10 protein-coding genes are annotated in these 15,153 nt (G+C 46.4%); 2 read left to right on the forward strand and 8 right to left on the reverse strand.

The window, feature by feature from the left end; genetic code table 11:
- Window positions 1–6 precede the first annotated feature (6 nt).
- The 8 genes from MHI37_RS23755 to MHI37_RS23790 form a co-directional block, all read right to left on the reverse strand.
- Complete coding sequence (locus tag MHI37_RS23755) at window positions 7–903, reverse strand: carbohydrate ABC transporter permease (RefSeq protein ID WP_256710656.1); 897 nt, start codon at window positions 901–903, stop codon at window positions 7–9.
- Window positions 904–916: 13 nt separating this feature from the next.
- Complete coding sequence (locus tag MHI37_RS23760; RefSeq protein ID WP_076338970.1) at window positions 917–1,828, reverse strand: ABC transporter permease subunit; 912 nt, start codon at window positions 1,826–1,828, stop codon at window positions 917–919.
- A complete protein-coding gene (locus MHI37_RS23765; RefSeq protein ID WP_076338971.1) occupies window positions 1,828–4,911 on the reverse strand; it encodes an alpha-mannosidase in 3,084 nt (1,027 codons plus the stop codon). The genes MHI37_RS23760 and MHI37_RS23765 overlap by 1 nt, the downstream gene beginning before the upstream one ends.
- 261 nt (window positions 4,912–5,172) lie before the next feature.
- Window positions 5,173–6,330, reverse strand: a complete 1,158-nt coding sequence (locus tag MHI37_RS23770; protein ID WP_076338972.1) for a GntR family transcriptional regulator — start codon at window positions 6,328–6,330, stop codon at window positions 5,173–5,175.
- A gap of 321 nt (window positions 6,331–6,651) precedes the next feature.
- A complete protein-coding gene (locus MHI37_RS23775; protein WP_076338973.1) occupies window positions 6,652–7,725 on the reverse strand; it encodes a LacI family DNA-binding transcriptional regulator in 1,074 nt (357 codons plus the stop codon).
- Between the two features lie 14 nt (window positions 7,726–7,739).
- Window positions 7,740–9,029 (reverse strand): ABC transporter substrate-binding protein, encoded by a 1,290-nt coding sequence (locus tag MHI37_RS23780; RefSeq protein WP_076338974.1) that lies wholly within the window; start codon window positions 9,027–9,029, stop codon window positions 7,740–7,742.
- Window positions 9,026–10,903, reverse strand: a complete 1,878-nt coding sequence (locus MHI37_RS23785) for a sensor histidine kinase (RefSeq protein WP_256710657.1) — start codon at window positions 10,901–10,903, stop codon at window positions 9,026–9,028. The genes MHI37_RS23780 and MHI37_RS23785 overlap by 4 nt, the downstream gene beginning before the upstream one ends.
- An 18-nt stretch (window positions 10,904–10,921) precedes the next feature.
- Window positions 10,922–11,683, reverse strand: a complete 762-nt coding sequence (locus MHI37_RS23790) for an SDR family oxidoreductase (protein WP_076338975.1) — start codon at window positions 11,681–11,683, stop codon at window positions 10,922–10,924.
- A gap of 193 nt (window positions 11,684–11,876) precedes the next feature.
- Between MHI37_RS23790 and MHI37_RS23795 the strand changes: the two genes are divergently transcribed.
- Window positions 11,877–12,809 (forward strand): ArsR family transcriptional regulator, encoded by a 933-nt coding sequence (locus tag MHI37_RS23795; protein WP_076338976.1) that lies wholly within the window; start codon window positions 11,877–11,879, stop codon window positions 12,807–12,809.
- 370 nt (window positions 12,810–13,179) lie between these two features.
- On the forward strand, window positions 13,180–14,346 hold the full coding sequence (locus MHI37_RS23800; protein WP_256710658.1) for a transposase: 1,167 nt from the start codon (window positions 13,180–13,182) through the stop codon (window positions 14,344–14,346).
- Window positions 14,347–15,153 lie beyond the last annotated feature (807 nt).

Raw genomic sequence — 15,153 nt, forward strand, 5'->3', positions numbered from 1 at the left:
GGACGATTACCCTTTGACCGAGCCGATCATAACACCCTTAACGAAGTAACGCTGTAAAAACGGGTAGATGCAAAGAATCGGGAATACGGTAATGACGAGCAGCGCCATGCGCATGGATTCCGGCGTTGCACCCTCCATATTGACGCTAACCGTCTGTCCACCATTCTGGGCAGCCCTCTGCATCGATGAGGAAAGCGCTTCCGCTTCCGTCAGCATTTCCTGCAGCAGCGTCTGAACCGGAATCAGGTCTTTATTGGACACGTAATATGCACCCGTGAACCAATCATTCCAGTGGGAAACCCCGATGAACAGTGAGATAGTCGCAAGTACCGGCCCAGACAGCGGCAAAATAATTTTCAAGAAAATTTGAAAATCGCCGTATCCGTCTATGCGGGCCGATTCCTCCAGCTCCTCAGGTATGCCCTGCAGGAACGTGCGGAGAATGACGATATGCATGAAGTTAAACAGCATCGGTATGACGAATACCCAAAAGTTGTTAATGAGATTCAGTTTTTGCAGAGTGATGAAGTATGGGATGAAGCCTGCGCTGAAGATCGTCGGCAAAAAGATGTAATACGTAAAAAACGTTCGACCAGGCAGTGTTTTTTTGGAAAGGGCATAAGCCATCAGCGTGCAAAGCAATACGTGTAAAAACGTGCCGAGCACCGTGCGAAGCAGCGTGATTTTGTAGGCCTGCCAAATGCGGGCGTTATCGAAAACCTCCGCATAGTTATGCAGCGTAAATTTGCGCGGAAAGAAATATAGCGCACCCATCATGGAATCTTTGCCATCGTTGAGCGAGTAGACCAAGATATAAATAAAAGGATAAATCATCGACAGACCAAACAGGGTCAAAAAGATATAATTCAAGCAGTTAAAAACGGAAAATTGTCGCTTCACCATATCAAACCTCTCCTTAAAACAGGGATACGTCGCTCACTTTGCGGGCAATACGATTGACAGTGACGATAAGAATGAGCGCAATGACACTTTGGAACAAACCGACGGCGGCGGCATAACTAAGCCTTCCTTCACCGATACCTGCTCTGATGACATGCACGTCGAGAACGCTTCCAATTGCTGCGGTAGCCGGGCCGTTAAGTAAGAGCAGCTGCTCATAACCGGCGCTCATCAGACTGCCAGTCGAGAGAATGAACAAAATGACAGCAATATTCCGAATGCCAGGGAGCGTAACATGCCACATTTGGCGGGTGCGTCCTGCACCATCAATCTTAGCTGCTTCGTACAGCTGTTGGTCGATGCCTGCGATAGCTGCCATATAAATGATGGAGTTCCATCCGATATTTTTCCATATGTCCGAGCCTACAATTATTTGATAAAACCAAGATGTATTGTTAAGAAATTGGATCGGCTCCATGCCGAAGGAACCGATCAGATCATTGAAGGGGCCTCCGAATGGTGTCAATAGGCGCTGCATCAACGTGACAACAACGATCCAAGAAACAAAATAGGGCAGGTACGAAAGCGTTTGCACTGTTTTCTTGAATTTAACGTTGCGAACTTCATTGAGCAGAATAGACAATATAATCGGCATCGTAAAACCGATAAGAAGCTTCATGAGACTGATGACAATCGTGTTGCGGATCAATTCGAATGACTGATAGTAGGTAAAGAATTGCTGAAAGTATTTCCACCCTGCCCAGGGGCTTCCAGTGAAGCCCCCAGAGAACATGAAATCACGAAACGCAACCTGTACACCAAAGAGAGGAACATAGGAGAAAAGGAAAAACCAGATTATGCCGGGCAGCATGAACAAATAAAATAGTTTGTGACGCCAGATTCGCTTCCAAAGTATATTTTCGGTCATTAATTCTGCCTCCTAGCCAATCGAATCGTTGTAATTTCGAACGGAGTAAAGGAAAGCTGGAACGCTCCATCCTCCTCATGGAGTTTATCGGTTGGAGCTTCCATCAAATCGGCAAGCCAAGCTTCCGATAGGTTCATATCTATAGAGATTTTTGTATTCACGTGAGTTCCAGCCGTTTCGTACAAACGGACAATCAGGTCATCGCTGTCCTCTGCTTGCTTCACCGTTTCTACCATAACGTTCGGATGATCCACGCTTATAAATGATTTTGCTTCAGGCAAACTCGACACCGTACGGCTCGCGTTAACGCGAACCGACCGTAAAGGGACATTCAGCTCGTAACCGCGTTTATATACCTCCGCTTGTACATGATCGCCTGTATGAGGGTACAGTGAGTAAGTGAATTCATGCTCAGCTCGGTCTGCCTCTGGGTCTGGATAGGATGTGCTGCGCAAAAGGTTCAAATCGAGCACGTTTTGCCAAGCTCGGTGTCCATATTTGCAATCATTGAGCAGCGCTACACCGTAATTCGGCTCCGACAGGTCGATCCACTGATGCGCGCAAATTTCATCCTTCGCATAATCCCAGAGCGTATTGCGATGAGTGGGACGCTTCAAGTAGCCAAACTGAATTTCACAGCTAGCGCTGTCCGAGCGAACGGAAACCGGGAACGACGTTCGCAGCATTTTTGCAGACTCCTGCCAATCAGCCTTTGTAGAGAAATCGATGCGGCGGCTGCCTTCCGTCAAGATAACCTTTTGAATCAAAGTAGACTGGCCGAACCGATAAACGAGCACAAATCCTGCTGTTGGTCCATCTTGAAAAGCTGCCGACTCGACAGGCTGAAGAGGCACGCCTTCCGTTTGTCGATAATCCTGTTTAATATCCCAAGCATCGCCCTCGTCATGATATAGGCTCAGCTCATTAGCTTTCTGTCCTTGCGGAATAACTTCTCTGCCATTCTCTTTATCTATAATAGAAGAGATCGTAAAGCCCTCAGCGAACGTAATCGTAAACAAGTCATTTTCCAAAATACGATCAATTACCGATGCTTTCATATCTGGAAAAGCAGGATGAGTCTCCACCGCATCAGGCGTTACAACGGTTTCCGCTTCAGTTGCTGCCGTCTCGGCCATTGCCAACGTGTGCGCATCCGCATTCGCCAAGGCGTATCCCATTGCAGGAACCTTAACGCGAATCCAGCCTCCATCCTTTTGCACCCATTCCTCGCGATCCCATGACAAGGAGTTGAAAAACACGTCAGAATTTTTGTCAGCAGGAAGAGCTTCCACAGCCGTGCCGTATTCATCCTCAATCATTTGCTCAACTCGGCCGAGCAGCGCCTCGTAACGCTCAAGCGACTCGTCATATACACGTTTAATTGAAGAGCCCGGTAAAATATCATGGAACTGGTAGAGCAGTACTTCCTTCCAAATGAGCTCCAGCTCTTCCGAAGGATATTGCTTGCCATGCGTCACTCCGGCAATAATAGCCGCGAATTCCAGCTCGCGCAGCGATTTCTCCAGCTTCCGGTTGTAGCGTTTGTTCCTCGCTTGGCTCGTCAGCGTTCCTTGATGCTTCTCAAGATAGAGCTCGCCGGACCAAGATTGGTACCGCTCAGAGCCCTTAGCCAGCTTCTCGAAAAATTTCGAAGACGGTTCTTGAACAACCGGGCTGAGCCCTTGCAAATTTTTCTCCCTCTTAAGCCGTTCAAGATGCTCCTCGCCTGGACCGCCACCGCCGTCGCCGATTCCGAACAACATCAGACAATTTTCCGATAAGTTTTTGTCCATATATTCTTTTTCGGCCTTGATGATCGAGCGGGGCGCTGCTGGACTGTTATACGTATCCTCTGGCGGCATATGAGTAAGCACGCTCGAGCCGTCGATCCCTTCCCAGTGGAAGGTGTGATGCGGATGACGGTTGTAAACGCTCCATGACAGCTTCTGGGTCATCATGAAGTCAACGCCTGATTTTTTCAAAATTTGAGGCAAGCTCGCTGTGTAACCGAACACATCCGGCATCCAAAGCGACTTCATTTCCTGCCCGAATTCCGCTTGAAAATACCGTTTTCCGTACAGAATTTGCCGAATTAGCGATTCTCCGCTTGGCACATTGGTATCCGATTCGACCCACATTGCGCCTTGCAGCTCCCAGCGTCCCTCTTGAACACGTTCCTTGATGCGTGCATAAAGCTTTGGATAATGAATCTTCATCCAATCGTATAGCTGCGGCTGGCTTGCACCGAATATATAGTCGGGGTAGCGCTCCATCATTTGCAATACGGTTGAAAATGTTCGTGCTCCTTTGCGAATCGTTTCGCGAATCGGCCACAGCCAAGCCAAATCCATATGCGCATGGCCTACAGCGCTAATGGTAAGCGACGGATCGCCGCCTTGCTTTGCCAGCTGCTCTTGTAGCAACCTTGCTGCCGCAGCCACTCGTTCCTCGTTAAATGCGATAAGAAGGTTCGAAGCATCATACAATGCCTGCAAAATACGTTCTCTTCGCGCCGACCCTTCAGGCATTTGCTCCGCCGTCTCCAGCAGTACCTCCGCGTCATAATACAGCTCACGGATGTCCTCGCGGCAGATCGCGATTTGGGCCTCCTTCAACGTACCGCTGCGGTAGCGTCCGAACAGGTCATTACAGCCCGCGTCTCCCCATAAATCGATCGTTTCGTCGCCCGTCGAGCTTTCGCTGATATGCACCACTCGCTTGCCTGGCAGCCCTAAAGTAAAATCAAACTCCGAATTGATATTCGTAAGTCCCTGCTTAGGAGTTCCCTCTTCGTCTACTAGGCAAAGCTCTCCATTAACGTCAATGAGAAGAACAACCTTAGTCCCGATCGCTTCCTCAGTCACCTTGCCGCTAAAATGAAACCAAGCGCAATCCCAAAGGTTTCCCCAGTGGTCTCCAGCAGCAACTTCAATTTTTTCGCCAGACTCCCTTGCTTCGTAAGGAACCGGCTCCGGTGTTATCCAGGCTGTTGCCTTCAAGTCTGAAAGCGGCTTGTATATTTGCTCCCTCACTCTCTCAAGTGCTGATCTTAATTGTTCTGTTCTTATCTTCTCATAAGGCATTTGCAGGTCTCCTTTTTCATCCGGTTATATCCTTCATATCGATTCTCTTTTAAGCAGCTCTATCGCCTTAAATTTGAAAGCGGTTTCAATATTATTTTCCTATAACATTCACTATCTTCGTTCCCCGGTATTTTCAAGTAAGCTCTCTTCTAACAAACATCTTATTCATAATATAATATATAGATTGAATATATTCAATATATAAATAAAAAAATCTTTTCCAGATTCGGAAAAGATTTTTTTATCACTGCATGCTGTTGATTATTGGGACGGGACAGGACCCGTCGTTTGCCTAACGACCAGCTCTGGCTGGATTAAGGTTTTGGTATACTTGCTCTTGCGATCCGCGCCGCCTTCAATAATTTCAAGCAGCGTCCCGGCGGCCCGATAGCCCATCTCAAGTTCAAATTGCTTAATATGTGTAAAAATACCGAATTCTTCAACGATTGACGTCGGATCATCGAAGCTTATAATCGAAAGATCATTTGGTACATCTAGGCCAGCTTGTTGCGCCATTTGATAAATCTTAACGCCTAGCCTGCCATTAAGCGTAATGTATGCCGTAGCCATTCGATTGCGAATATAGCGATACAACGGGTGCTTCTCCGTATCCTTCATGTTCTCCACTTGGAAACCGGTAATCATATGGGCAGGATTGATGAGCGCTCCCTTGTTTTTCAATGCGTTCATGTAGCCATCAATACGCTCTTGCACCGTTATCGTTTGCAAAGGAGAATCGGAGCAAATAGCAATCTCACGGTGACCAAGCTCCCACAAATAATCGACAGCGAGGCTTGTTCCAAGCCTTCCATCCGCTGCGATATAATTGGTCTCGACACCTGGAAGGAACCGATCGATCAGCACAAACGGATAGCCGCTAAATTTCATGCTTAAAATTTCCTCGTTGTAATTCTCTTCGTCAACCGGAAAGACCAGCACGCCGTCTGCTCCCATTTCCTTGAGCGTTTTAAATGCCTCTTTCTCTTTATCGATATCTCCTTCGGACAGTAAAATCACGCTGCGATAGCCCTTCTCTCGAAGCGCTCTATTAACGCCATCGATCAAACGAATCGCAAAATAATCACATATAGATGGCATTACTAGACCAATGATGCGCGTCCTGTTCTCAATAACAGCCTGTTCTACGTTAATTACTGGTGCTGCAGGAGCCGTCTCTTCTGTTTCTGCTGGCTCCTCACCGCTGACGAAGCTGCCCTTGCCCGGCACACGAGTAATTATTCTATCGTTTGCTAAACCGACCATAGCATTAACAACCGTAATTTTACTGACGTTAAAGAGTTTCATTAGATCTTTCTCAGTCGGTACGCGGTCCCCCGCCTTCAAGCCCTCAGTTATAATCAGCTCGCGGATATAATCTTGAATTTTCTGATAAAGCGGTGTACGAACGATTGAATTCATGTGCAATCACCAAGCTTCATATTGATATTTGTAATATATAATATATCCTTAAACTCCGATACGCAATACTAATACATTTGTCGAAAAAAGTTTCGTTTCCTTTTGTCGAAAATGATTAAATGATAGGTTAATCTCTATATTCATTAGGTCTTTTCGCATAGTTCCACTAGCTTTGTCGATTCTTCTTATTATATATATAATATATATTGTCGATTCATCATACAACCAAAAAAAAAAAAAAAAAAAACAGACTACCATCTGCAATCTGTTTCCCTACTTACTCCAGCGGAACATTTCCGTGCCTAATCCTCAGTCGTTTCTTTAAGACTGCGCCCCAGCAGTCGACTCCCGGTACAGCAGCTCGCCTGCAACGAGCAGCTTCTCCATAGGCTCCTGCTTGCTTGCAATACGGCTGAGCAGCCTTTCTACTGCGCGCTTCCCTAGTGTTTCCTTCGGCACATGCACCGTCGTTAAGGCTGGTGTCATACGGTAAGAATCATCAATGTTGTCGAATCCCGTCACCGACACCTCCCCCGGCACCGATAGTCCCAGCTCCTGCATCGCATGAACCGCTCCAATTGCAATCATATCATTCGCGCATAGAAGTGCAGTTGGCATCGTTTTCGACTTCAAGCGTTTGACTGCCCATTGCCTAACGGGCTCCTGAAAATCCTCATGCTCAAACCCTTCAACGGGCAATAGGTTTTCCTCTCTGTGACCGAAAGCAAGCCCATAATCAGCCTGCTCCTCAAGCGCGCTTCGAAACCCTAGGAAACGATCCTTAAAGCTTCGCGAGTAATTAATATTGCCAACAAAGCAGAGCCGCTTATGCCCTTTTCCAATCAGATGCTTCGTAAGCCGGTACATAGATTCATAGTTGTTCGTAAATACAGTATCGGTTGGGATCAACATATCCTCATGATCAACCAGCACCATAGGCAAGCCAATTCGATGCACCTCCAGCAGCAGCGGTGTTGATATTTCACCAACGCCAATAAGTCCCAATATGCCGTTAGGGTTTAGAAAATGTAGAAAATGGTCTACGCTTTGCTCCGACACGATGACCATGCCGCAGCCTTCCTCCTCTAGTCTCGACGAAATGCCATCCAGAATCCGACCCCAATATAAGGACTCCTTCGTTTGAAAACGGATATTCGGCATCAATACGAGAACAGATTGTTTGTTCGCGGCAGGCACCTTCGGAAGCTGCTCCAGCTTCATCGATTTGACATAAGCGTTCTTTTGCGAAAAATAGCCTAGCTGCGCTGCCGCTTGAATAACCCGCTCCTGCGTTGCTTCACTTACGCCGCCTTTGCCAGAGAGCGCCTTCGAAACGACGAACTTTGAAACACCCAAATGATCGGCAATTTGCTGCATTGTGACTTTATTAGACATTGAAATATTCCACCTTAGCTTTTGGTAATCGTTCTTGCTTCTCGCCATCGCTCATTATAATTATCGAATACCGCCTGCAAGTCAGGCGCAGCAATCCATTCTTGAATGTAATCGCCTGACCAAAAAGCAATTTGTGCTGTATTAGCAATATCAAGCAGCAGATCACTTGGAACGCGGCGCTCGATAAACTCACTGTTGAAGGACAGAAATTGCTGGAACTGCGGCAAGGAGGGCTCCCTATTGTCGATAACGGGTAAAAAACCGGAATCATCCACATAACCAGACTCATTCACAAAAAACTCCACCCACGCCTCTGCCAGTTCTTTATTTTCACTAAATTTGCTTATTCCTACAAACCAATCTGGGCTGAGCGGCGAGAATCGATTCTCGCTGTTATCATATGGAAATGGGAAAAATCCGATATTTTCCGATTTTGCTCCTGCTGTAACGATTTGATTAATAACCCAATTTCCTTGCAAATACATGCCCGCTCGTCCTTCAGCAAGCTCTTTTTTTGACGTTTCCCACTGATTGGTTAGCAGCTGCTTCTCAACATATCCGCGATCAATCAACGTTTTGACAATTGTAATCGCCTGTCCCCATGCGTTGTCAATTTTCCACGGCTCATCTTGATCAACCATCTTATTCAAATACTCAGCATCGCCAGTCATGTAGCTGACCAAATCCTCACTCCAGGTCATAAGCGGCCACTGGGCACCGTAGTTCAAGTATACCGGTACAATTCCTGCTTGCTTCAGCAGCTCGCAAGCTTCGTAAAACTGCTCCAGCGTCGTTGGTATTTGCTTAATGCCGGCCTTCTCAAAGGCCTCCTTGTTATAGACAATGCCGGTTGTCGTTGCCCCCGTCGCAATGCCGTAGCGTTTCCCCGCATAAGCTTTAAAATCAGAAAAATGAATATGCTCAAAAAGCTTCTCCGGAAGCGGCTCGAAATAGTTGGGTAAATTTTCATTTTTAATATTGTTTGGCAGCAGCAGCACATCACCTAAATTGCGAATGGAGAGCCTGACCATAATATCGCTGGCGTAGTTCTGAATGCCTTCGAACGTCACGGTAACACCGGGGTGAAGCTGAGCGAATTGATCGGCATATTTTTGAAATACGCCATTCTCAATCAGATCGATACGATTAGTCAACACATTCAAGGCCGCGTTTTGATCAACCTGTTCAGTCTTGTTCGTTGGCTCGGTTTCCGCCCCGTTATCGCTTGGGCCCCGTTGACAGCCCGCGATACTCATGGCGCAAAACAGAACAACAAGCACTAGCGTATACGTGTATTTGTTCATTCTGCTTCTCTCCCTAATTCTAATGGAAGCTGTAACATGACCTCGGTGCCCTGTCCCTGCACACTGGTTACCTTTATTCCATATTGGCGGCCGTAGTGCAGCTTGATGCGCTCGTTTACATTTTTTAGGCCGATTCCACCGGTTTTTCGTTTCACAGCCTTTTCTTCTGCACCGGCAAGCGAACGGTTTAGCCGCTCCAAGGTATCTTCATCAATTCCAAGGCCATCATCCCATATTCTAAGCCACAGCGCTTGCGGGGTCCGCTCAACGCTCATGACGATCCGCATCGAAGGCTTATTGTCGTCCATCCCATGGTAAATCGCATTTTCAACGATTGGCTGCAGGACAAGCTTAATAATCGGGTAGGTTAGCAAATCGGCCGGAATCTTGGTTTCCAGCTGAAAGCGATTTGGATACCGGTAGTTTAGCATTTCAACGTAATTGCGCATATGCAGCGTCTCGTTCTCGAGTGTTACCTCCTCATGCAAATCACTTATACTGTAGCGCAGCAGCTTTCCGAGTATGGCAATCATATCTGCTGCGATATGATCATCATTCAGCTCGGCAGCCATCCGAATCGATTCAAGTGTATTATACATAAAATGCGGATTGATTTGACTCTGCAGCGCATGCAGCTCCGCTTCCTTCTTCTTCGTCTCCATAACATAAATATCCTGTATCAAATGGTCAATTCGGACGATCATGCGATTAAACTGATTGCCAAGCTGACCGACCTCATCGCGGTATTTCACTGGAAATTGTACGTTGAAGTCGCCTTCCTGCACATTTTTCATCATACGCATCATTTTGCGGAGCGGATTCGTTAGCGCATACGAGAATACGACCGATATGAAGAGCGCCACAATTAACGTAATCAGTGTAGCAATCCAGGTTACATTGCGAATAACGACAGCATCCCTCGTAAGCTCGCTGACAGGAATCGAGGTCATAACCTTCCAATTCGTCTTGGGTGAGGTCGTGTAAATATACAATCGCTTCAGCCCATCCTCCTCAAAATAAAAGCTTCCATTGCCGCCCTTCGCCTGAGCAACAGCGGGATCATCCAATATATTCGTCGCCATTCTCGCTTTATCGCTGTCATAAACAACATTTCCAAGCACGTCAATAATGACAGATTGTCCACTCGTTACTTTATCAAGCTCGCTCATTTGATCTTCGATTACACTAATATTCGCATCTACTGCAATCAGCCCAATTGGCTTGAGTGATTTATCAATAACCTTGCGGACGACTGTAAATGCATACCTGACGCTCTGCAAATTATTCGTATATTTCTGCGTGCTGAGCAGCACTGCTTCCCCGCCGGAGGTTTGCACGCGCTCACGCCAATTTTCATAGCTTTCCTTCACGTTAAGCCTTATTCCGCCGCTCGCCGAGGAGTAGTAGCCGTTTCCGAATTGATCAAATATATAGACCGAGTTGGCCCCGCGCTTTATCGTATTGATAAACGATATGTTTCCTTCAATGCCGCGTTGAATTAACAGCAGCTGGTCAAAATCCTCAGGCATTTGACTGCTGCTATCCCCTGTCGCCTGCTGTCTCTTCTCATAATAGCGGTTCGAGTTAATCAGGTTTTGTTTAATATCGTCCTGATACGCTGGAATAGAGGAGATGCGCTCCATATCTTCGATATAATCATCAACTCGAACGATCATATTTTCAAGCATTTTGGTCGAGTAGACGATCGTCTTCTCCTCTATCGAACGGGAATAGTTGCTGTAGGAGATGTAGCCAATAAACGATAACGGCAGAGTGATCAGCAAAAGAAATACGATAAACAGCTTTTGTTCCATCCGCATGCTGCCAAAAACTGCCCATATGCGCCACAATCGTTTGTTCATACCCAATCTCATACGCGAAACTCCCCTATGTTAGATGGCCGGCATAACGTTCCCGCCGTTTACAGGTATATAAGCTCCTGTAATAAAGCTTGCCAAGTCCGATGCCAAAAAAGCTACCGTATTAGCGATCTCTTGATCGGTTCCTCTGCGCTTAAGCGGAACGCTTTGTGCATATTCATTCGTTTCCTCTATGCCGCTTGCTCGGTCACGGTCGCTTATGGTCCATCCTGGAGCAACCTGATTCACCGTAATCTGATGCGCGCCAGCCTCCTTGGCCAGCACACGATAAACCCCGTCCATTCCACGCTTTCCAGCCGTATACGCAGATTGCCCAGCGAAATTTTGCATCGCGCACTCCGTATTAATACCGATCACTCTGCCGCCGCCCCGTTCAATCATCGCAGGTACGAAGGCTTTCGCCAAGAAAACGCTTTGCAGCACACAGGACTCAAATTGACTGATATAATCCGCAACTGGCTGCTCAAGTATGCTAGTCCATTGATATTGAATAACCGCATTCGCGACAACAATATCAACATGTCCAAGCTCCTCTTTCACCTTTGCATGCATCGCATAAATATGCTGCTCATTCGTAACGTCAGCTTGCACGATCATCGCCCATCTGCCCATAGCTTCGATCTCTTGCTTTAGCTCTCTTGCCTTCGCCTCGTTATTATTGTAATGCAGTACGATGTTAGCGCCGCAGCCTGCTAATGTTCGTGCCATCACACGTCCTAAGTCGCCGGTTGCTCCTGTAATTAAAGCCGTTTTATTCGAAAGATCAATTTGCACGATTAGAGTCTCCCTTTTCTACAATCCGTATTTGTTATATTATTTATTAATAGTTATGCTATCAAAAAAACAACATTTTATAAAGCGTATTCACAAAAAAACGTTTGCCCTCCACAAATGAGTGACTTGACGAAATAATTCATATTATGGTTATACTTAACATTTATACTAACTATCCTTCGGAGGTTACCCCTTGAAAATAGAACTGTCAGAGCAAAGCTTGCCTATATTTGAAGCCATATCAAGCAATGTACGTATCCAAATTATCCACCTGCTCTCCAAAAAATCGATGAACATTCGTGAGCTTGCCGAGGCGTTAGGCTTAAGCAGCGCCATTATGACAATGCACGTCAAGAAGCTGGAGAAGGCAGCTATTATAAGCTCCGAGATGACACCGGGAAAAGGCGGCGCCGCGCAGAAGGTATGCTCTCTTCGCATGGATGGACTCGAAATCGCTTTTCCAAGCAAGGAAGTCGTTCATCGCGAATCCCGACGCACCGAAGTATCCATCGGTCACTTTACTGATCTAAGCATCGTCCCTACCTGTGGGATTTGCACGACGGAGAAAGTCATCGGAATTTTTGACGACCCGCGCTACTTTCTAGATCCGGATCGCGTAAATGCCAAAATATTATGGTTTTCACAAGGCTACATTGAATACAAAATACCGAATTTCTTATTAGCCAGCGAAAATCCGGAAGAGCTTGAAATTTCAATGGAAATTTCATCAGAAGCTCCTCTGACCAATATGAACTGGCCTTCTGACCTTACGTTCTTCTTTAACGGCGTTAAGGTGGGCATGTGGACAAGCCCCGCTGATTTCGGCGGCAAAGGCAAGCTCAACCCCTCTTGGTGGTTTGACGATGTCAATCAATTTGGATTATTAAAGCGGCTGATCATCAAGAAGGATGGCACGTATATGGACGGTCTGAAGCTCTCAAGCGTCGGTCTTAATGACGTTGATATTAGCAGCAGCCACTGGACATTTCGAATCGCAATTCTTGAGGATGCTGAGCATATCGGCGGCTTTACTCTATTTGGATCAGGCTTTGGCAACTACAATCAAGATCTCATATTCAAGCTTTATTATACGAAGCAAGCACAAAAGGATCGGACGATGTCCTAACCCATGCCTATACGCTGACCTCCGTCCTCATGAGGGTCCATAGAAGGAATGGGGAACTGCCGAGGTTTTTAGCTTATAACAGTCAAAGAAAGGGTTGCGAGCCATTCGACAAGCATCCCTTTCTTTATTAGCATTTATATAGCCTCTCGGCATTCGCCGGGGCTGATGGGACAAGAGTTTCCTCGTACCACCAAACATGCCTTCCTCCTACTTCGGTAGGGGGATTTTTTAATTAATTCCATATTTCATTATGGGGAATATCCTGAAATTTTTTGGTTTATTTCTCAAAAAAAACCTTGACTTTTCCCCAATTTCTCCAAAATCGTGTGAAAAGGTGTCCCTTACCTATCCACGATTGGAGTGAATCTCTTTGAAACCCGTTTTCGTCCCACATGCCGACTACCAAGCTTTTGTTCTTCAACAACTTCGCTATTATTTCGGACCTGGCGTTGTTCTGATCCATAAGGATTGGCCGCTTGCGGTCAAACTTTGGCAAACAGTCCTTTCTGCCATCACAACGTTCCTTCAGGATGCTTATTCAGCCCGTGGGCCTCTTCCGCGAGATCCAGCTTCCTTGCTGCGTTCCTACTTGCTTTACCTGATGACCAACCCGGAAATAGGGTTGACTGAATGGATTAATGAAATGAAACGCAAGAAAACCAAACGAGGCAAGAAGGGCGAGAAAGCACCCACAACAACGCCCGGCAAGGTCAAACGCCTCGTCACTTGGATGATGCGTCATGCGGCTAAGAAAATGGATTTGCCTGCCGACCCACTGTTTTATTTCTTCCAGTCGCAGATTCTTTCCGTGTCGGCTCATTTGGATTGGCTAGGGGATTTGGATAGCTTAAGCGCCGCCAGTGATGGAACACCGATCGTCACAGCTGCCTATCCCCGAAGCAAACCAACTTGTGCTTGTCGTGCCCGTGGTATAGCTGAATGCAGTCACCTTCGCAATTACTCCCAGCCCGATTGCAACTCAGGTTGGGACAGCTCCAGAGAGAAGTACGATAACGGCTACCACCTCTACATGATCTCAGCAGCGGAAAGCAAACACGATTTGCCCTTGTATCCGAGACTTCAACCTGCCTCCCGGCATGATGCAGTCAGTCTGGTGATGAGCACGGTCGATTTCAAGCAACGATTCACCTTGGGCACGGTAGACAAAATGCTGCTCGATGCTGCGCATGATGCGGAAGCGATTTATTTGCTTCTTGACCAACAGAACATCGAGCCTTTCATTGATCTCAACATCCGAAGCAAGAAGAATACGGCTACGGATCACGACATCCAGATTTCTCCGACCGGCATTCCGATCTGTCCGAAGGGCCATGAAATGAAGCCAAACGGGTTTGATAAATCCCAAAACCGCCAGAAGTGGCGGTGCACCCCCTCCTGCGGTTGCTCCGATGCCAAGTATGGACGAACCTACCATACTCACAGTAGTGATAACCCGCGTTTGTTTACCAAGACCGTTCCAACAAAAGAGAGAAAGTGGATTACAAGCTCGAATCCGGTCGGCACCGCTCGACGATGATGTGGTACATGCGCATCTATGGCATTATGATTTGCCAACACATGGATGCGTGGTACGTGAGCCAGAAAGAGGATTGGGACAAGCTGAAATCTTCCATTTGTCCTTCAGCAGCCTAAATTTTAAAATACGCAACAAACCAATTGGCGGAGTCTGTCCTTTTTTGAAGCTGGTTTTCAATTTCCATTATTTCCAGCAGATCACCCACTGCTCTACGCTCATTCCTCAGTTTTCACTCATTTAGTTCCGAGAGGCTATAGAATAAAACTTGAATTTGCTGCTGTGTTTCATACTTCTTTATATTATCATTAAAAACCTTGTATTCCCAGCACTTTAATCGTGATTATATTGGTTGAACTAGAAATTTTCGTTTTGGGCGCTGCGCGTACGAAGTAAATAATGTCTTAGACCGGACATTCAAAAAACTCAAGGAATCGACTAAAGCCTGATCATAAACAACTAGACTAAGCATCAGGAATGCGGAGCAGATGCTGTAGTTGGCCGACTTCGACGACGAGGTGCCGATTAAGCACTTGGATGGAATTTCTCCTGCTAAAATAACGTTGTTCGCTTCGCAGTATGAAATAGAGGGAATTTGTCCCGTTAATTTTAATGTTTCTTATGAATTTCGGCTGATACCTTAGAATTAGAGGAAGAAATTCCATCTATCATAAGTTGAACTTGAAAAATGAAGTTTTAGCGAAGCGAGAAGATCGTTCTGGAGAAACGAAGTGTTCGCCTTTGCAGCCATATTCTTACCTTTAAATGTCTTAGGAAATCAAAGAATCTGGCTGCAACAGCGACCCTAAA

This window comes from Paenibacillus sp. FSL H8-0548, assembly GCF_038630985.1.
Lineage (GTDB): Bacteria > Bacillota > Bacilli > Paenibacillales > Paenibacillaceae > Pristimantibacillus.